Here is a 19233-nt window from a genome sequence, read left to right on the forward strand (position 1 = left end):
GCCATAAACATTTTGTTTTTTTCACTGTCTACTTGACAGGGTGCAGTTCAAATTTGTCTTAGCTTCTTTTTTCTGTAGCGCAGTAGTTATAAAAGCAGTATAATCAGTACAATAAAACATCTAGAGGTGACAAATTTTGAAACGTATCTTTATCATATTAACCACGTTATTAACCCTTTTTAGCACAATCGCCATATCCTTATGGTTTTATTTAAAAACACATAGTAGTAACTATGAAAAGCATATCGAAACAGTTAAAATTTCTTATAAAAAATTACCATACTTTATAGGAAGACAAGAGCCTTCTCAGTTAGTATCGATCAATTATGATACTTCTCAAGGTGCTATTCACGACTGGTTTGTACAAACCGAAACAAAAGTAACACAAAACCAACCACTTTTTTAGTATTATAATCCGCACATTGAACAAAACATCGCTCAAAAACAAAAGTTATTAGCGCAACTCATTAAAACTAATAAATCTACTTCAGCTGAACTTATTAACTTAAAAACTGAAATTTCCCATTTACAATCTAAACTGCGTACTACAATTTTCTCACCGATTTCTGGTACAGTTATCATAAACCCCTCGCATATGCTTTCACAAAACCTACCCTTTATCCAAATCTATGATCCTAAGCCTGTCATAAGAGCAGAGATTTCTGAGAAAGAAAAAAACGACTTACGTATCAAGGACAAAGTAAAGATAAGTAGTGATATTACAAATAATAGTTTTGGTACAATTACGCATATATCTAAACTTCCAATCAATCAAAAAAATTTAGCTAAACCATCTAAATATTTACTTGAAATTTCACCAAATGCTGATCATTTTTTTGGTGAACATGTAAAAATTGAAAAACCAACTACTCTGATAGAAATAACACGTACTGCAATAGATAATGAACAATTTGTTTATTTACTAAGAAATAAAAAATTCATTAAAAAAGTTATTAAATCAGAAAAATCGGGTAATAGAAAAGCTATGCTTATCATTGAAGGTTTAAAACCTGGAGATATCATAGCTAGAAATGTTGATACTGTGCGGTCCAAAAATTAGATGTGCACAGTATAAATACAATAAATCTTTAAAATATAATTTGTTTTTTACTGTTTTTATCAAATAGTGGTAAATTGTAAATTTAGAGAAATTATTATAATTAAATGATTGGTGTTTAAATAATTGAATTAATAAATTTAAACATTACCGTACCGTTTAATCAGTTTTATGTTTACTTGCTATTTTAATTTAGTTATAATAAACTAAATAATGCTAGTTTTAATATATTTTACCCAAATATATCAGAGCTGTAAATTATGATAAAAACTTTGTATTCAACTTTGAATTAAGACAAATTATTATACAAAACATTTTTAATATGTATATTAGATTGGGCATATAAATTAGGGAGGAATTAAAAATGGCTATCACCAAAATAAATGACTGTTTTGAACTATTAGCAATGGTAACGTACGCTGATAAATTAAAAAGTATTATCAAAAAAGAGTTTTCAGTAAGTTTCGAAGAATTCGCTGTATTAACATATATTAGTGAACATGAAAGTGAAGAGTATTATCTAAAAGATATTATTAATCATTTAAATTATAAACAACCTCAAGTTGTTAAAGCGGTTAAAAACTTATCTCAAGAAGATTATTTTGATAAAAAGCGTAATGAACACGATGAAAGAACAGTTTTAATATTAGTTGATTCAAAACAACGTAAAAAAATTAATGAATTATTATCACGTGTGAACAAGCGTATTCAAGAAGCAAATGATGAAAAAGAAGTATAACTAACTTTAGCTTCCCACTTAAAATATCTAGCAACATAAAAAACCACTTCGCCGAATTAATTTGGTGAAGTGGTTTTTTTATATATCAAAAAATAAGCATCATATGTTTTAACAATATTATCCTTCTGAGTATGCATTTGTTTTTATAAATGCTAAAAAAACGTCTAAAAAGTGGTTTGGTTCTTCAATATGAGGTGCGTGCCCTGATTGGTTAAAATTAACTATTTTCAAATTATGAAATACCTGATCGTATTCGCGCTTCATTTCTTTAGTAATTAATGGATCATAATTACCATTTACAATTAGTGTGGGAATATTCGTTTGTTCAAGTACAATGTTTTGATTATATACAGGAAATTCCATTAGTGCTCTTGTAGCTATCGCGCTTTCTTCAGCCGATTGCCTATTATAAATCAACTGTGATTGAAACCATTTTTTAGCTTTTTCTTGTTCTTTATACATATAAGGTAATAATAAAATCAGAGATTCAGATTTATCAAATCCTTCTATTTCGTCGTCATGTTCAATCATTAATTTGTTTAACTCCAATACACTATCAATAAGATTACATGCAATTAAAGTTAATGACGCAACCATATATTCATATTTATCACCAAAATGTTTAGCAATAAGTCCACCCATATCATGACCAATTATATGCGCTTTTTCAATATTTAACTTTTTCATTAATAATTTCAAATCTTCTACGTGGTCTTTTAAATGATATGCATTAGGTTTTGAAGACTTACCATGTCCTCTAACATCATAAGTAATGACATCATAATTATGTTTTAATTCATCTTTTAAACTACATAGAGAAGCTAGATTACCATCTAAACCATGAATTAAAATTATAGGAAAGCCTAGACCCTCACGGATGTATGCCAATTTAGTATTACAACTAATTTCTACTTTTTCCATTGTGGGCCACCTCCTTATATGATTTATATACCCTCGATTTATGATGCATATGCTCATTTTAAAATATTTAACTGCAACGTTTTTTTACTATGACCTTATAGTATTGGGCTTTAAAGATAAAAATACTCAACCTGCACTTAATGTTTTTGGCACATTAAATGTAAGTTGAGTATATGCAACTTATTATATTACAACACCACCAAGTAATTACGAAACTTTAATTTCTTGAAGATATTCTAATTGTATAATAAATTATGACAATTAATAATAATACCCAAATCACAATAGATGCAATTTGCGTAATCACTGGATTGCTAACCATCGCATCTATTGTTTTTTGGCAAAATAATAAGCCAATTCCAGTAAATTCTAATCTTTTAAAGTAGACACCTGAAATACTAAATATAATACCTACAAAAAAGATAAATTGATGCGCGTATAACGAGACAGCTACGATACCTAAATTAAATCCAAAAGCATGCGCAAATACCAAGATAAGCGCTGCTGCTGCAACACTGAGCCCTATCACTCTTTCAAATTTATTACTATAGAGATAATTTTTCCAATCAATTCTCAAATAAATGAAGATTGAAATAGGTAAAATAATTAAACAATAAAAAATTGATAAGCCAGTCGCTGCTTGGAACGGCACGTATTGTTTATCATACAAGTAAGATAATAAAATAAAATTGATAATAAAAAATACAATTGGATTTAATTGTAATGTAAATAAATTGCGCTGAATCGTTAAAATTATTTCAGCTGGTGATTTCTTTCTGTATTCTATATAATCCAAATCTTGTGCTTCTGATTTCTTTAACTCTTTTTTCAATTTTCCTTTAATATCATCTATAAGATTGGGAGAAAGACCTTTATGAGTAAAATAATCATTGATATTTTCTATTAATACTTTGTCATTGACTCTCATGATAGGCTCCTTTTTTGTTAAATAAGTATTTTATTTATTAATAAAATTAGACTTTCACTTATTGTAACAATAAAATAACCGACAAGTATATAGCTTTAAACTTGTCGGTTATTATCCATTTTAATAATTACAAGTGAAGATTATTTACCAATATCAATGCGATAAAGTTTAATATTTTTATCACTCGGTGATGGAGAACTAAATTGATAAGATACTTGATTGTCTTGAACATATCCAAAGTTGCCTGTTACTTTATTATAATGTTCACGAGCAACTGCTTCATTGCTTACAGCCTTTTTAACTTCTTTATATGATGGTCCATTTGTATCGTTGTAACTCATTGATACACGTATAATCTTACCATTATTTTTCTTGCCATCTGCAGTTACCACAAGGACACCATTATCTTTTTTAAATTCATAATAATGTTCTGAGCCATCAGGTTTATATGAATAAACTGGTTTTTTATTATTTTTTAATACTGATTGAATAGAACTTCCTAATTTCGCGCCTTCTAAGGATTGATCACCATGTTGCAATTCATTAACACTTTGGATAGAGTTCCCTGATGCTGCTTCAACACTTCCTGCAGAAATACCAGAAAATGCCAAACCTGTAACTAAAACTGCTGCACATATTTTTTTCATAAGCACTCTCTCCTTTATATTTAACTTACCTTCATTGTGCTTATTCACATTGTACTATAAACATTACTAAAATAACAGTGATGTTACAAAACGATTACAAAACAGTGTAGCATTGTAATATCTCAAGAAATCTATCCATCCGTTAAAATTAAGATGCTATTTGTAGATGTTGTTCTATAAATCTGCTCACATCACTGATAAATTTATCTTTTTCTTCTACAAACGGATATAATCCAGACGCTTCGAAAACTTCGAATTGGGTATTTCCGATATAATCTGCAACTTCTTTTGCTTCAAATATTGTTGTTCTTTCTCCGTGTTGTCCAACAATAATTAATGTGGGTAAATCTAATGATTTCAAATAATGCATAACATTATTATCAATAAATGATTGTTTTACCGCTTCGATTTCTGATTTCGTAGACAAACTATTCGTATTTTCAACTTGTTTTAAGAATTTTTTTGCTTTTCTTTTAGAATAATATAATTGTTTATCAAGGAATTTTTGTTGTGTTTCATCATCCCAATTTCTAATTTTATCTGAATATTTTCTATATAAACGCTCTTCAGGCGTGATGTCATTCAATAGTGTAGGATTCACCATCGTTAATGATGACACTATTTCCGGATATTGTGTTGCAAATAATGCAGCAATTGAACCGCCTAATTCGTGAGCTATGACAGAACATTCATGAATATATAAATAATCTAATAATTCCTTAATGTCTTTTGCATATGTTTTGAAATTGATTTCATTCGGTTTATCGGAATAGCCATGACCTCTTAAATCGATAAGTACTACCTGATAATCTTTATTAAATTTAGGTTCTAAATCATTAAACACTGAAAAGTTATCAAAAGCAGTATGAATCATGACAATTGCTTTACCTTCTCCACTCGTCTTGTAATTTAATGCGATACCATCACTTGTTGTAAATAGGTTCATCCTTTATCTCCCTTTCTTATTAATTGATAAAATGGAAAGTAGTTCTTCCGTAGTTTTAATCGTAAAATCTACTTCTTCTGGTAAAGGTGTTAAATCATTTTCATTATCTTCGTTAAACCAAATGCTAATCATACCCATTGCTCTTGCAGGTGCGACATCATTGAGTGGATCATCACCAACATAAATTGTTTCTTCAGGTTTAGTCCCTAATTGTGATAGCATATCTTCAAAAATTTTAGGGTGTGGTTTGCGGTAGCCTACGGTTTCAGATGTAGATAAATAATTGATACTATCTTCAATGCCTAGTGCATGCAGTCGGAATTGTTTGATTTTAGACTTACCATTTGCAATAACACCAGTCAAGTAACCATTTTCGGTTAATTTTTCTAAAGTATACTGTGTATCATAATATGGGAATACATATCTGTAAAAATGCATTTCAAAATCATTAAACAAATCTTTCCAAGTTAGGCGGTCTACGTGAAAATCTTTAATGAGCACCTTATATAATTCAGGTTTGTCATGATCTTCATCATCATCTAATGCTATAAACTTACGTTTGAAGTCTTCCAATTGTATGCGTACAAAATAGTCATGAAATCTTTCAAATTGCTCTTCTATAAATTTTTCCCTAGATTTTTTTCTATCTAATAATGTTCCTTCTAAATCAAACACAATTGCTTTAACTTGAGTTAAATCCATAATCATAACCTCTTCAATCTTAGGTTTACCTTTTACTTAACCTTAATTAATAAATATCATTATATAGTATAAACCGTTTCAAGACGATAGTGATTTTTAAGTTTATTCTATGCTCCGTGGTTGAGTAATCATGAGGTAAAATAATACCGGTATGCCTAATAAAGCTAAGATAATACTAGCTGGAATTTCAAAGGGGCTTAATAATGTACTCCCTAACCAATCTGACATTACCATTACTATACCACCAATCAACATATTTAATACCATTTGTTGTCCAAGATCGAAATGCTGACCCTGACGACGTACAAGTTGAGGAATAATCATGCCTATAAAGCCAATTATCCCCACATATGCAACAATAACTGCAGTAATCAATGATGCAATCAATAACACGCCATATGTTAATAGTTGCACATTTAAACCCAAAGACGTGCCTTTCAAATACCCTAGCTGTAATATCTTAATTTTTGATATTACACTACATAAAACAATGATACCAATTAATAACGTAATGCCTATATAAATTACCTCGTTATACTCTGCAGATGAAAAACCGCCAAACATATAATTCACAATATTATTCATCTTCTGTTGATTAAAAATAATCAACACATAAAGAAATGCGTTAAACAACGCGCCTATCATAATACCAGATAAGATGAGTGTTCTTATTGGATAGCCTTTAGACATAGCAGTAGTAAGCGAAATCACTGTGATTAATGTTATAACACTAAAAATGACTGAAAAGACCGGTAACCATAAAAATGACAATCCTAATACGACCGCTATACCAGACCCAAAAGTTGCGCCACTTGCTAAGCCCAATGTAAAACTATCAGCTAAAGGATTATTTAATAATGTTTGAAACATATGACCTGCCAATGTTAAACCTATACCAGCTAATAATGCTTGTAGTGTCCTAGGCACTCTAACTTGAAATAATATCGATTGTGACAATGTTTCGTTAATATTTCCGATATTCCAAAGCATGCTTAGCAACATACTGATAATGAGTATGACGATACAAATAATGAGTGCTTTATTATATTTCATGTCCTTGCCACACTTTCAATAAAATCGTTCAGAAATTATGAATTATAAAAATAATTATCGTTCATTACTAAAATGGTATATATTTTTATGATAAAAGTAAATATTGCATTACAAATTATTCATAAAAAAACGTCAATTCTATATAGTTTCTATAGTAATTGACGTTGCATTGTTAGCCAAAAATATTTAAATCTTAGGTTAATCTAACTCTGTATTTAGTGTATTATTGTTCATAAATCGCTTCTTTCAATTTTTTCAATCCATCATCGATACGTGGACCTGGTCTTGATATTTCATCACCATTAACAGCTTTAATTTTATTTTGCTGTACAGCTTTAATTTGACTAAAACCACCGCGTTTGCGAATCATTTTTTGATATTCAGACGATGAAACGCCCATTGTCGATATCATCAAATCTGGATTTTGCTTAATAATATCTTCTTTACTGACCTTTTGCCAACCGGTTAAATTAGAAAAACTATTTTCTGCTTTTAATTGTGTCAACATATCATCAAAAAATGTTTGTTTTCCTGCAGTATATATTTCAGGTTCAGATGAAATTTCCATGAACACTTTTTGTCCTTTTGCATCATTGGGCACTGAATTTTTTACACGTTCAATATTTTGCTTTGTTTCTTTAACAAGTTTTTTAGATGCTTTTTCTTTATGCGTAACCTTACCAATTTGCATAAATGATTCATACATTTCATCAATAGATTGTGCATCTTTCACATAAACCACTTTCACACCGTTATCTTTTAATCCTTTAAGTACTTTATCATTCGTCGCTTTTTGAGATTCATGCGCTAAGATTAAATCTGGTTTGGCTTTCATCAATGATTCTTTATTAAGTTTCATCGCATCAAATTGTTTTTTATCTTTCACTTCTTTAGGGTAATCATCTACGGTTGAAACACCTATCACATCATCACCCAAACCGAGTTCATATAATATTTCAGTATTACTTGGCATTAGAGAAATAATACGTTTATAATTGCGACTTTCAGATTGGCCATCATCATGATTCTGGTCTGACTTAGTGCCACAAGCACTTAAGATTACTATAAAAACAAGCAACTTACATAACAATTTAGTTCTTTTTTTCATACCTTAATCTCCTAATAGTTGTTTTATTCTATATTACCAAACTCTAATCTCAATCGTTAAGTCTATTTTATGAAATTTATTCTTCAAAATAAGTATCTAAAAATGTATATTTCTTTTCATTTTTCCCATTAAAATAATTTTTTCCAAAATTATCTAATAATGCATGAAATTCGTTTGCATCTGCATTCGTAAATGTTTCAGGTAGTTGAATATGCTGCTTCAATTTTTCATAACTTTCCGTATTTGCATAACCTAATTTTTTATAAATTCTTCTAGTATAACTATCTGGAATAAAAGCGACTTCTTCAAAAATATAAACTAATAAAACATCTGCCGTTTCACTACCAATACCGTTAACCTCTAATAAAGCATTACGCAACTGATGTTGATAATATAATTTTACAGCGTGATAATCAAAATCAAAACATTCCAGCCAAGCAAGTAGATTCAAAATCGTTCGAGCTTTATTTTTATAAAACCCACTAGATTTTATGAGCGTTTGTAAAGATTCCCAATCCAAATTTAAAATCTGCTCAGGATCAAATTCAGTTTTCACTTTTAATTGTTCAAGCGCATAAGCTGCATTTCTCCAATTGGTATTTTGTACTAAAATCGCTCCTAATATCACTTCGATTTTCGACTCAGCAGGCCACCAATGTTGCGAACCCATATGTGAAAATAATATTTTATATAACGACTGAGTATCTAACATATAAGCGCTACCCTCCCAGTGGTCAAAATGAAATAACAAATATCAAAAAAGAACAAGTAAGGTTTGGTGATAGTACTGATGAAATCACATCAAACTATAATTAACAAACCTAAACTTGCTCTTAAATAAACGATTATTTTAATTAAATAATAATTACATCGACTCTGGCGCTGTTACGCCAACAAGGTTCAATGCATTATGTAGCGTAATTCTCACTGCATCAATTAATGCAATTAACGCTTTTGTTTTTTCTAAATCATCTGTTAAGACTTTTTCATCGTTGTAAAACTTATGGAAATGTGCCGCCAAATCTTGAATATAGTTTGTCATTCTATGTGGTGCTCTGTGTGCTGCGGCATTTTCAATTGTTGATTCAAATTCTGCAATTTTTTTCATGAGTTCAATCGCTTTGTCGTTTGTGATAAACGAATAATCTGCATCAGTTGAAGGTTCAACACCCTTTTCTTTAGCTTGTTTTAATATTGAACAAATACGTGCGTGTGCATATTGTGCATAATACACCGGATTATCTTGCGATTCTTGTTTTGCTAATTCCATGTCAAAATCAAAATGGGTATCAGGACTACGCATTGTTAAGAAATAACGGGCAGCATCCACGCCTACTTCATCCATGATTTCACGTAAAGTAATTGCATTTCCGGTACGTTTACTCATTTTTACTTCTTGGCCATCTTGCATTAAACGGACCATTTGCATAATTTGAATTTCAAGGCGTTCACTATCGACACCAAATGTTTCCATCGATGCTTTCAAACGCTGTATATAACCATGATGATCTGCACCAAATAAGTTTATTAATATATCATTACCACGTTCGATTTTATCAAAATGGTAAGCAATATCTGGTAAAAAGTAAGTATAGTTACCATCTTTTTTAATTAATACGCGGTCTTTATCGTCTGAGAAGTCAGTGGTACGTAACCATGTTGCACCATCTTCTTCATAAGTATAACCAAGTTTAGTCATTTTATTAAGTACTTGTTTGATTTCACCTGATTCATAAAGTGTTGTTTCGCTAAACCAACTATCATAGTGTGTATTAAAATCATCTAAGTCTTTTCTTAGTTTTTGCATTTCATAATCAACACCAAGTTGTCTAAATGTTTTAATACGTTCTTCTTCGTCTAAATCTTTTATCTCAGGTTGTTTCTCTGCCAAATCTTTACCAATATTAATGATGTCTTTCCCATGATAACCACCCTCTGGCATTTCAAAAGAATTATCACCAAGCGCTTCAAAATAACGTGCCTCTATCGAGCGTGCTAAATTAGTAATTTGATTACCAGCATCATTAATATAATATTCTCTTGTTACATTATAACCAGCTGCTTCTAATATATTAGCCAATGTGTCGCCAACTGCCGCATTACGCGCATGTCCTATATGTAAATCACCCGTAGGATTAGCAGATACATATTCTAATAGAATATTTTCACCATTTTTTTCTGCTTTATGGCCAAATTGGTTGCCTTTATTTATTGCTTCAGTAATAATCGCAGTCAAATAAGCACTATCTAAATAAAAATTGATAAAACCAGGCCCTGCAATATCAACTTTTTCTACTTGTGCAGCCGTTGTGTCCAAATTATCAACAATTGCTGTTGCGATTTCGCGTGGATTACGTTTCGCTATTTTTGTTAAAACCATTGCTATATTTGTTGAATAATCACCATTTTTATTATCTTTTGGTATTTCAATTTTAATTTCAGGCATTTCGTTTATATCAGCAAGTTGTGCTTGTTGAATACTTTTCTTAATTTCTTCAACTAACGTTTGCTTGACTTGTTCGATTATGTTCATTTACGGCATCTCCTTGTAAGTAATTTCATATTGATAAGACCCCATTTTCTCTTCATCTTGAATTAAATCATAATGCACTTTCAATTTTCCACCGTTATCATTTACAAAATGTAAAATAGAATGTGTATAAACGGTAAGCGGTATGCGCCCGCCACTAATTTCATACAAAGTAATCGTATCCTCGCCTTCTACAAAATGAAGGTTTAACTTAATGTCACCATTACGGATAATCTTTACTCCTGAAGTTTCAATTTTTACCGTCACGTTAACTGTTGCTCCGTCTATCTCTTCTTGATAACGAATAAAATCGGCTTTACGCTTTTGCCAAGATCCTGTAGTAGATAATGAGAATTTTTCCTTGTTATCGAATTGCTTAACAACTTGTTTCGTTTGGATTTCAACATTGTTTTCCAATGTAAGTTTCACCCTAATCTTTAAAATAATACAAACCATTATAGCATACTTGAAATATGCAAAACAGTTGCTAAAATTAATTTAAATACATAATCTATATTTTTATAGTTAATATGACAACACATTCACTTTATTCTAAAATCACACATAATAAAAGAGTAGAAAACAAAATCAAAATTTCAATTTGATTTCGTATTTCTACTCTTTTCAATTCACACAAATATCAAACTGTGTATTATAAAACCATTAGATACCTTATGTGCAGTTCATATCATATAATCATTAAAAACTAGATGATGTTACTCCGTCTCCAAAGCTTCGCGTAATGAAGCGTCAGAGTTATTCCACATATCTATATCATGTGATTTAAGAAACGCCGCTAATATTTTTTTATTGTGGTCGCCAATTTGGTCAATTTCAATATAATGTTTCATTGATTTATCCATCATATTCACATGTTCAGGCATGCTTTTGTAACCTCTGCGAATACTTCTATTTACTAATAAATAGCAAGCTGTCAATCCAGCATAAAACGGTCCGTTTTCGCCACGTTCTGTCGTAACCCAACACAACCAATACTCTTTTGCTTCTTCACCTTCAACAGTCTCTTTATCTTTAATCCATTTGACACCTTTTTCAACACTGGAACGTGCATGCATACCTGCAATATCAATAAACGCCTCTTCATTTGCAACATCGATAAACACAGGTGCTACGTTATCTAAACTTATAGAGCCAATATTGGTACCTTTGTGCCCATCCAGTGGATCATTTTTAATAATATTAAATTTAAATCCCTTATTTTCAGCCATCAGTGTCCACCTCCATATTAAAACAAGTAGTTATGTGATTATTAAATTTTCATCATACATAAGTTGTCTCTATTAAAATTTTGCCATATTTGACAAAGCGATAAAAGTAATCAATGTTTAATTCAATTCATCTAATATGCTATTAATAGCATTTCTAACTTGGTCATCTTCTATATCAGAAATAAATTCTTTTGGATAATATAACTTATAGTCTTGTCTATTAATGCCTGTAATACTATGAATAACTAAGGATTGACTACTGATCTCTCTTATTTTACCATTACGTCTCAACAAATGAATCGGCTGTCTATCTGATCCTGGACGATCATAATCATAAGGCAAGTCAGAAAATGATTCACTTACAAAATAATAATTCGGATCTATACCTGCTTGTATAAACAAATCGGTTAATTCTGTAATTGTAATGATAGAACCATCAAACGGCATATATTTAAACAAGTCACGATTAATAAACCTGCGTGACAAATCACTTAATATAGCATCATCTTCATTAATCCATGCTTTTAAGTAATAAACTACAACCGCTTCATCTAAATCTACATATTGTTCAATCGTCATAGATTCTTCAAAGAAAGGAATAAAATCAGCAGGATATTTTTTAAATGTGTAGCCTTCATTATAAAGTTGCTTTGCTCGTTTTAAGCAATTGTTAAGCAACACTTCTCCACCTCGACTAACTGGATGGAAGTATACTTGCCAATACATTTGATAACGGCTCATAATGAAGTTCTCTACTGCATGCATACCACTTTCCTTAATAAGCACTTCATCTTTTGAAGGTCTCATTAATCTCAATATACGTTCCATGTCAAATTGCCCATAAGTAACGCCTGTAAAATATGCATCACGTTGCAAATAATCCATTCTATCAGCATCTATTTGTGAAGAAATCATAGATATGACCAATTTATTTTCATGTGTTTTGTTAATAACATCAGCTACTTGTTGCGGGAAATCTTCAGAAACACGTCGTAATACACTGTTTACTTCTGTCGGGCCAGTAATGATTTTTTGCGTAAATTGCTCATGATCTGTATTAAAAATCTTCTCAAAGCTATGCGAAAATGGTCCATGACCTAAGTCGTGTAATAATGCAGCACATAATGCAAGTGGACGATCATCATTATTCCATGCTTCACGACCGTCAAACGAATCATCAATTAATCTTCGAACAATTTCATATACGCCTAAAGAATGTCCGAATCTACTGTGTTCAGCGGTATGAAATGATAAGTATAATGTACCCAACTGCTTTATACGTCGTAAACGTTGAAATTCCTTCGTTTTAATCAAGTCCCAAATCACTTGGTCTCTTACATGAATATACCTATGAATGGGGTCTTTAAATACTTTTTCTTCAGGTAACTTTTGTGTAGCATAAGTTGTAAAAGTCAATGTCGTCCTCCTATTCATACCTTGTTAATGTGCAATTACTTTAAAGTTTTTCGCATCAATGCCAAATCCATTTCTTCCCCATACATCACATGCATATATGAACGCACACGTTCAAACCCTTTTTGTTCATAAAAAGATACAGCTTCATCATTCTTTTTATCAACTTCTAAAAACACTTCATTATATTCATCTTGGAAATACGCTAAGCCTTCTTTCAGTAAATCAGTACCATACCCATGATGTTGCCATGAGGGTCTCACATAATGGGCTGATAAGAATAATTCAGTGCCATATATAAAATTAGCGAAACCAATAATCTGATCATCTTCTTCAATGACTAAGAATAATTGTTCTTCTAATCTTTTAAGTAAATGTTGTTCATTATATGAAGCAGCTAATAATTCATTTACAGTTTTAGCTGCATAGATATTTAAATAAGTATTATACCAAGCTTTTGTTGCTACATCTCTGATGCCTACAACATCTTCTGGCGCTGCTTTCCTAACTTTGTGCATGTTGGTTCCCCCTATTTATAGTAGGTAATAATACGCTTATTATAACATAATTTTAGTGTTCCAAATACTTAATCTATTCATATGAAAATAGCTTGGACAATAGATAACAATTGCCCAAACTACCTCTAAACATTATTTATTTAATGTATCTTGCCATTCTTGTGCGCGGTTTAATGCGTATGAGTCTTTATCAATATCTCCTGGTTTTTCAGCAGTTCCAATGATATAACCAGATAGCGTAGCGCCTAAAAACTCTAAGCTATATTTCATTTGAGTGATACATGGTTTTGCTTTTACTTTTGGAAAATCTCCACCGACAATAATGAGTCGAAAATCTTTCTCAGCCATTTTCGCTTTGAAATCTTTATAATTAGGATCCATTAAAGTTTCAGACCAATGATCAATGAAAGCTTTCAAAGAAGCAGACAAACTATACCAATAAACAGGTGATGCAAAGATAATTGTATCACTGGCTAACACTTGGTCTATAATTTTTTTATAATCATCTTCATAAGCATCTATTGTTGTCCCGTCATGCCTTACATCTCTCACTGGATTCAATTGATACTGTGTTAAGTCAAACCATTTGTAGTCGTGTCCTGATAAGGTCATTTTAGTCAATCGAGCAGTATTCCCCTCCGGACGACTGCCCCCGAACAAAACTGTAATCATAATAATCTCCTTTTAATCCTTTTCATATATTAAAATATTTCATTAGAGATATCTTAATAATCTTACACAAAAGTTCATAAATATAACATGCGCTTACAACATTATATTATAGCATTAAATGATTTGAAGGAAAATTTATAAATTTATATATTTCAATTAAAATTTTAAAAGTCTATAAAATGGGAGTAGGACAGCAATCTAATTTTATTAAAAAGACTTCGTCGTCCCACCCCCGACAAAGATGACTAGACATTGAAAACGTATAAAGACATCAACTAAGTTAAAGCTCATGCATAACTCCCACTTACCCAATAAATTGTGAAGTGGTTTAAGGTTTACCTGAGCTATAGCTCATGCATAACTCCCACTAACCCAATAAATTGTGAAGTGGGAGTAAAATTTTCAATTAAGTCATCTACTGACAATTTGAAATAGTCTGGACATCATTGATTCTTTCCAAAGACATTGTATTATTTTCTAGGAAATAATTCGTTTATTTTTTCAATTTCTTCTTTAGTTAAATTAACCTCTAACGTCGTTAAATTATCCACGACTTGATGTGGTTGTTTTGCACCAGGAATCACGACATCCAATGAAGGTTGAGTTAAATAGAATGCAAGTACAATATGTGCAACATCTACATTATGATTATCTGCAATACCTCTTAACTCATCAATTTTCGCTAAGTTTTCTTTGAATTTTTCTCCTTGGAATTCTGGATTCTTAGCACGAGTATCATCAAATTGTGTATTTTCGGTATACTTACCGGCTAAAAGACCTGATACTAAAGGAAAATACGGAATAAATGTAATTTGATTTTCTTTTGTATATTCAAACACATCTTCATTTTCACGATTTAGCAAATTGTATTCCATTTGTACAACATCAACATAGCCATCTTTATTCGCTTCTTTTAATTGATCTAATGTAAAGTTAGAAACCCCTATAGCTTTAATCTTGCCTTCATCTTTTAAATCTTTTAATGCGGCAACCGCTTGATCTTTAGGTGTTGTGTCGTCTGGAAAATGAATATAATACAAATCAATATAATCTACTTGAAGACGTTTTAAGCTTTTTTCTACCTGATCTTTAAGAAATTCTGGGTCATTAGACATTTTCACATTACCATCTTCATCAAAATAATGTGCACCTTTTGTGGCAATTGCAAACTCGTCTCTAGCAAATTCTTTTACCGCTTCTCCAACCAATTCTTCAGAACGCTCTGGACCATAGATATATGCTGTGTCTAATAATGTAATACCATTTCTAACTGCAGTACGAACTGTTTCTTTACCTTTTTCTTCATCTAAATCATTATAAAAGTTATGTCCACCAACAGCGTTTGTACCTAAAGCAATCGGTGATACTGTTACATTTGATTTTCCTAATTGAACTTTTTCCGTCAAAACAATCCAACTCCTTATATTTTAATTTTGAAATATTTATAAAATCTCTGGCTCAAAGTGTTTTGGTATATATTTGTTTGAAAGAGAGTATGACCATACAATCAACAAACGTATGAACTGCTGAACACTATAATATATCTCTACCCTTTTTCATTTAGTTTAATAACGTGGTTATCACATAGTATAAATGTACATAACCTAAATATTCAGATCCACTTCATAAGTCATCATGATGAAATAACTATATTAAGTCGTTGAATAACTTTTCAACCTCTACTCAAAATTTAGCATGCTTTCGATGAAACCTTGAAGTAAAATGCTTGAAAATTACATTGCAAAAATTTAACCATTATTGGAAGCAGGACAGAAACCGAATTTTATTAAAAAGATTTCATCGCTTACCTAATTAAGTATGAGTACAATTAAAAAAAGCAGGATGCAATACATGTACATCCTACTTTTGAATCATGGTTTATTTGATTGTTGTGTTACATTTTTAAAGTGTCCATTTAATTAATGTAGATGCATATGACAATCCGCCACCAAACCCAACTAACAACATGAGATCACCTTTTTTGAGTTGATGTGCTTGAACAGCTAAGTCAATCGATAATGGAATCGTTGCCGATGACGTATTACCATAATATTTAAGACTCATTAGTGCTTTATCTTTTGATAGATTTGCTTTTTCACATATTGATTCTATCATTCTGGCATTAGCACTGTGTGGTGCAAACCAATCTATATCTTCTTTTTTATAATTCGTATCACGCATTGTATCTTCAATAATATTTGGGACATTGCCGACAGCCCATTTATATACCCCACGGCCATTTTGTACAATATGGCCAGGATTTTGTAAATCTTCGCCAAACATTGTATGAGAAAGTTCCGAACAATATAAATGATGTCCTTTGTCGCCATCTGAGCCAGCACTACTAGATATAAAGCTCGTTTCATCTTCACTGTATTCTACTAAAAATACTCCTGCACCATCTCCAAATAATATACACGTATTGCGGTCTGTGTAATCTGTAATTTGTGATAATGTTTCTGCGCCAATGACTAACACTTTTTTATTTTGACCTGATGTAATCAGACCATTAGCGATATTCAAACCATAAGCAAAACCTGCACAAGCTGCATTAATATCAATAGCCCCTGCATTTTTCAAACCTAATTTTGCTTGCACATAAGATGCAACACTAGGTGTTTTATAGTCTGGTGTCAACGTAGCATTGATGATCATATCAACATCATTTAATTCCACTTGATATTTCTCTTGTAAATCTAACACTGCTTTATAACTTATATCACTCGTATATTCATCTTCAGCTACGATTCTTCTTTCAACAATTCCAGTTCTCTGTTGGATCCATGCATCAGACGTATCAACAATCTTCTCGAAATCTTGATTATCCATTATTTTCTCTGGTACATAAGCACCTTGCGCAGTAATTTTTGCAAATGAATTCATATCATAACTCCTTTTATCATTCTGTAACTTTGAAATTTCAAAATCTTGTTTTAATCATACTCATCTTACAATGAATGATAACACAATCAATCCAACACCTATATAAACAATAATAAATTCCTAAGTAAAATCAATATAAATAACATTTTAAATCATCATTTATAATTTATTATATGAACTAAAAGTAAAATAATCTTTAATTGACTTTTCATAATTTTTGAATTATTATTCATTCATGTTAGCGTTTACATTATTTTAAATAAAGGAGCAAGAAAATGGAAAGTGATGATATCAAGCACTTGGTTGAATCTGGTCAACTATCTGTAGGCATTGAATTAGGCTCTACGCGTATAAAAACAATTGCTATCGCACCTAATTGTGAAACAATTGCAACAGGTTCTTTTGAATGGGAGAACAAATATGAAAATGGCTATTGGACTTATTCCATTAATGATGTATGGGTAGGCATCCAAAAAAGTTATGCTGAAATGTCACAATCAATTAAAGACAACTATCATACTCAACTTAAATCCTTAGCTTCTCTAGGCATTAGTGGTATGATGCATGGTTACTTAGCTTTTGATGACAACGATGATTTGTTAGTACCATTCAGAACTTGGCGCAATAACAATGCGAACAAAGCTGCACAACAATTACGCGAAGATTTTAAAGTTAATATACCAGAACGTTGGAGTATCGCTCAGCTATTCCAATCAGCAATAGATGGCGAAGCGCATGTCAAACAAGTTAGTTATCTAACTACCCTTGCTGGATATGTTCATTGGTATTTAACAGATAAAAAGGTATTAGGCATAGGAGACGCGTCTGGCATGTTCCCAATTAACAGCGAACGCAAGCATTTTCGTCAAGATTTATTAAAGCGCTTTAATTCATTATTTCAAAAATTAGGTTATTCACAAGACATTAGCGATATGTTACCAAATGTGATTGTAGCTGGAGAAATTGCTGGTTATTTAACAGAAACAGGCGCTAAACTCATCGATCCAAATGGTGAATTAGAGTCAGGATGTCCAATGTGTGCACCAGAATCAGATGCTGCTACAGGCATGGTAGCAACCAATAGTGTGGCACCAAAAACAGGAAATGTTTCAGCTGGAACGAGTATATTTTCAATGATTGTACTAGAAAAACCGATTGTCAATGTATACCCCGAAGTTGATATTGTAACAACACCTGATGGTTATGATGTTGCAATGATACATGCTAATAACTGTACATCTGATATCAATGCTTGGATTCATTTGTTTGAGGGAGTTTTGCAACTCATGAATGTAAAGTATGATAAAAACGAACTTTTCACAAAGTTATTTGAAAGCGCTTTTAACGGAGATGAAGACTTAGGAAAGTTATTATCCTATGGCTATATTTCTGGAGAATTCATAACAGATGTCAATCAAGGTTATCCGATGTTTCTACGTCATGTTGATAGTGCATTTAATATTGAAAACTTTATGAAGACACATATTTTCAGTGCCTTTAGCACTTTGAAAATTGGCATAGATTTATTAAAAGAAAAAGAGGATATTCAAATTGACAGCATGTTAGGTCATGGTGGCATTTTTAAAACAGACAACATCGCACAATCCTACCTAGCTGCAGCATTAGAATCGCCAGTCAGTGTTATGAGGACTGCTAGTGAAGGAGGCGCATGGGGTATCGCAATATTATCCCGTTATTTATTAGAAAGTCAATATACAAATTTGTCCAATTACTTAAACGTTAAAGCTTTTGATAACACTGATCAAATCACTTTAAATCCCAAACCACAGGATATTGAAAGTTTTAGAAATTATATTCAAAAATTTAAAGCATTATTACCTCTCCAAAGACAGATAGATGAATATATTTAAACACGATTAACATTTT

The 19233-nt window shown here is 31.3% G+C and carries 20 protein-coding genes; 4 read left to right on the forward strand and 16 right to left on the reverse strand.

The window, feature by feature from the left end; translation table 11 throughout:
- The first annotated feature begins 136 nt into the window (after nucleotides 1–136).
- The 3 genes from CD032_RS04020 (at nucleotide 137) to sarA (ending at nucleotide 1796) form a co-directional block, all read left to right on the forward strand.
- Nucleotides 137–406, forward strand: coding sequence for a hypothetical protein (locus CD032_RS04020; RefSeq protein ID WP_019468419.1), 270 nt, complete (start codon nucleotides 137–139; stop codon nucleotides 404–406).
- A 189-nt stretch (nucleotides 407–595) separates the two neighbouring features.
- Nucleotides 596–1060 carry an efflux RND transporter periplasmic adaptor subunit gene (locus CD032_RS04025; RefSeq protein ID WP_064264157.1) on the forward strand — a complete coding sequence of 155 codons (465 nt, stop codon included), beginning with the start codon at nucleotides 596–598 and terminating at the stop codon, nucleotides 1058–1060.
- Between the two features lie 361 nt (nucleotides 1061–1421).
- Nucleotides 1422–1796 carry a global transcriptional regulator SarA gene (sarA, locus tag CD032_RS04030; RefSeq protein ID WP_019468421.1) on the forward strand — a complete coding sequence of 125 codons (375 nt, stop codon included), beginning with the start codon at nucleotides 1422–1424 and terminating at the stop codon, nucleotides 1794–1796.
- A 117-nt stretch (nucleotides 1797–1913) separates the two neighbouring features.
- On the opposite strand, the gene CD032_RS04035 is transcribed toward sarA, so the two are convergent.
- From CD032_RS04035 to CD032_RS04110, 16 genes are all read right to left on the reverse strand, one after another.
- On the reverse strand, nucleotides 1914–2717 hold the full coding sequence (locus CD032_RS04035; protein WP_019468422.1) for an alpha/beta fold hydrolase: 804 nt from the start codon (nucleotides 2715–2717) through the stop codon (nucleotides 1914–1916).
- Between the two features lie 217 nt (nucleotides 2718–2934).
- Nucleotides 2935–3645 carry a hypothetical protein gene (locus CD032_RS04040; RefSeq protein ID WP_019468423.1) on the reverse strand — a complete coding sequence of 237 codons (711 nt, stop codon included), beginning with the start codon at nucleotides 3643–3645 and terminating at the stop codon, nucleotides 2935–2937.
- Between the two features lie 140 nt (nucleotides 3646–3785).
- Nucleotides 3786–4292, reverse strand: coding sequence for an SA0570 family protein (locus CD032_RS04045; protein ID WP_019468424.1), 507 nt, complete (start codon nucleotides 4290–4292; stop codon nucleotides 3786–3788).
- 148 nt (nucleotides 4293–4440) lie between these two features.
- Complete coding sequence (locus CD032_RS04050) at nucleotides 4441–5238, reverse strand: alpha/beta fold hydrolase (protein ID WP_019468425.1); 798 nt, start codon at nucleotides 5236–5238, stop codon at nucleotides 4441–4443.
- 3 nt (nucleotides 5239–5241) lie between these two features.
- Nucleotides 5242–5940, reverse strand: a complete 699-nt coding sequence (locus tag CD032_RS04055) for an HAD family hydrolase (protein ID WP_019468426.1) — start codon at nucleotides 5938–5940, stop codon at nucleotides 5242–5244.
- A gap of 102 nt (nucleotides 5941–6042) precedes the next feature.
- Nucleotides 6043–6993, reverse strand: coding sequence for a FecCD family ABC transporter permease (locus tag CD032_RS04060; protein WP_019468427.1), 951 nt, complete (start codon nucleotides 6991–6993; stop codon nucleotides 6043–6045).
- Between the two features lie 223 nt (nucleotides 6994–7216).
- Nucleotides 7217–8101: an ABC transporter substrate-binding protein gene (locus CD032_RS04065; RefSeq protein WP_103211198.1), complete on the reverse strand. Its 885-nt coding sequence runs from the start codon at nucleotides 8099–8101 to the stop codon at nucleotides 7217–7219.
- Between the two features lie 76 nt (nucleotides 8102–8177).
- Nucleotides 8178–8813, reverse strand: a complete 636-nt coding sequence (locus tag CD032_RS04070; RefSeq protein ID WP_103211199.1) for an endonuclease III domain-containing protein — start codon at nucleotides 8811–8813, stop codon at nucleotides 8178–8180.
- Nucleotides 8814–8966: 153 nt separating this feature from the next.
- Complete coding sequence (gene argS, locus CD032_RS04075) at nucleotides 8967–10634, reverse strand: arginine--tRNA ligase (protein ID WP_019468430.1); 1668 nt, start codon at nucleotides 10632–10634, stop codon at nucleotides 8967–8969.
- Entirely contained in the window at nucleotides 10635–11048 is a 414-nt protein-coding gene (locus tag CD032_RS04080; RefSeq protein WP_019468431.1) for a YwiB family protein, read from the reverse strand.
- 299 nt (nucleotides 11049–11347) lie between these two features.
- Complete coding sequence (locus CD032_RS04085) at nucleotides 11348–11860, reverse strand: YwhD family protein (RefSeq protein WP_103211200.1); 513 nt, start codon at nucleotides 11858–11860, stop codon at nucleotides 11348–11350.
- 117 nt (nucleotides 11861–11977) lie between these two features.
- Nucleotides 11978–13294 carry an HD domain-containing protein gene (locus CD032_RS04090; protein ID WP_172459304.1) on the reverse strand — a complete coding sequence of 439 codons (1317 nt, stop codon included), beginning with the start codon at nucleotides 13292–13294 and terminating at the stop codon, nucleotides 11978–11980.
- Nucleotides 13295–13311: 17 nt separating this feature from the next.
- Complete coding sequence (locus CD032_RS04095) at nucleotides 13312–13791, reverse strand: GNAT family N-acetyltransferase (RefSeq protein ID WP_040029964.1); 480 nt, start codon at nucleotides 13789–13791, stop codon at nucleotides 13312–13314.
- Between the two features lie 132 nt (nucleotides 13792–13923).
- The gene (locus CD032_RS04100; RefSeq protein ID WP_019468435.1) at nucleotides 13924–14463 is read right to left on the reverse strand and encodes a flavodoxin family protein; all 540 of its coding nucleotides are present in this window, start codon (nucleotides 14461–14463) and stop codon (nucleotides 13924–13926) included.
- Nucleotides 14464–14933: 470 nt separating this feature from the next.
- Nucleotides 14934–15869 (reverse strand): aldo/keto reductase, encoded by a 936-nt coding sequence (locus CD032_RS04105; protein WP_103211201.1) that lies wholly within the window; start codon nucleotides 15867–15869, stop codon nucleotides 14934–14936.
- 496 nt (nucleotides 15870–16365) lie between these two features.
- A complete protein-coding gene (locus CD032_RS04110; protein WP_040030114.1) occupies nucleotides 16366–17346 on the reverse strand; it encodes a ketoacyl-ACP synthase III in 981 nt (326 codons plus the stop codon).
- 275 nt (nucleotides 17347–17621) lie between these two features.
- On the opposite strand from CD032_RS04110, the gene CD032_RS04115 reads away from it, so the two are divergent.
- Nucleotides 17622–19217: a xylulokinase gene (locus tag CD032_RS04115; protein WP_019468191.1), complete on the forward strand. Its 1596-nt coding sequence runs from the start codon at nucleotides 17622–17624 to the stop codon at nucleotides 19215–19217.
- Nucleotides 19218–19233 lie beyond the last annotated feature (16 nt).

This window comes from Staphylococcus cohnii subsp. cohnii, from assembly GCF_002902365.1.
GTDB classification, from domain to species: domain Bacteria; phylum Bacillota; class Bacilli; order Staphylococcales; family Staphylococcaceae; genus Staphylococcus; species Staphylococcus cohnii.

Coding starts and splice junctions, on each gene's coding strand:
- CD032_RS04025 (WP_064264157.1), top strand. CDS start 596: ATGCTTTCACAAAACCTACCCTTTATCCAAATCTATGATCCTAAGCCT.
- CD032_RS04035 (WP_019468422.1), bottom strand. CDS start 2,717: ATGGAAAAAGTAGAAATTAGTTGTAATACTAAATTGGCATACATCCGT.
- CD032_RS04055 (WP_019468426.1), bottom strand. CDS start 5,940: ATGGATTTAACTCAAGTTAAAGCAATTGTGTTTGATTTAGAAGGAACA.
- CD032_RS04090 (WP_172459304.1), bottom strand. CDS start 13,294: ATGAATAGGAGGACGACATTGACTTTTACAACTTATGCTACACAAAAG.
- CD032_RS04060 (WP_019468427.1), bottom strand. CDS start 6,993: ATGAAATATAATAAAGCACTCATTATTTGTATCGTCATACTCATTATC.
- CD032_RS04070 (WP_103211199.1), bottom strand. CDS start 8,813: ATGTTAGATACTCAGTCGTTATATAAAATATTATTTTCACATATGGGT.
- argS (WP_019468430.1), bottom strand. CDS start 10,634: ATGAACATAATCGAACAAGTCAAGCAAACGTTAGTTGAAGAAATTAAG.
- CD032_RS04085 (WP_103211200.1), bottom strand. CDS start 11,860: ATGGCTGAAAATAAGGGATTTAAATTTAATATTATTAAAAATGATCCA.
- CD032_RS04045 (WP_019468424.1), bottom strand. CDS start 4,292: ATGAAAAAAATATGTGCAGCAGTTTTAGTTACAGGTTTGGCATTTTCT.
- CD032_RS04065 (WP_103211198.1), bottom strand. CDS start 8,101: ATGAAAAAAAGAACTAAATTGTTATGTAAGTTGCTTGTTTTTATAGTA.
- CD032_RS04100 (WP_019468435.1), bottom strand. CDS start 14,463: ATGATTACAGTTTTGTTCGGGGGCAGTCGTCCGGAGGGGAATACTGCT.
- CD032_RS04115 (WP_019468191.1), top strand. CDS start 17,622: ATGGAAAGTGATGATATCAAGCACTTGGTTGAATCTGGTCAACTATCT.
- CD032_RS04050 (WP_019468425.1), bottom strand. CDS start 5,238: ATGAACCTATTTACAACAAGTGATGGTATCGCATTAAATTACAAGACG.
- sarA (WP_019468421.1), top strand. CDS start 1,422: ATGGCTATCACCAAAATAAATGACTGTTTTGAACTATTAGCAATGGTA.
- CD032_RS04110 (WP_040030114.1), bottom strand. CDS start 17,346: ATGAATTCATTTGCAAAAATTACTGCGCAAGGTGCTTATGTACCAGAG.
- CD032_RS04040 (WP_019468423.1), bottom strand. CDS start 3,645: ATGAGAGTCAATGACAAAGTATTAATAGAAAATATCAATGATTATTTT.
- CD032_RS04095 (WP_040029964.1), bottom strand. CDS start 13,791: ATGCACAAAGTTAGGAAAGCAGCGCCAGAAGATGTTGTAGGCATCAGA.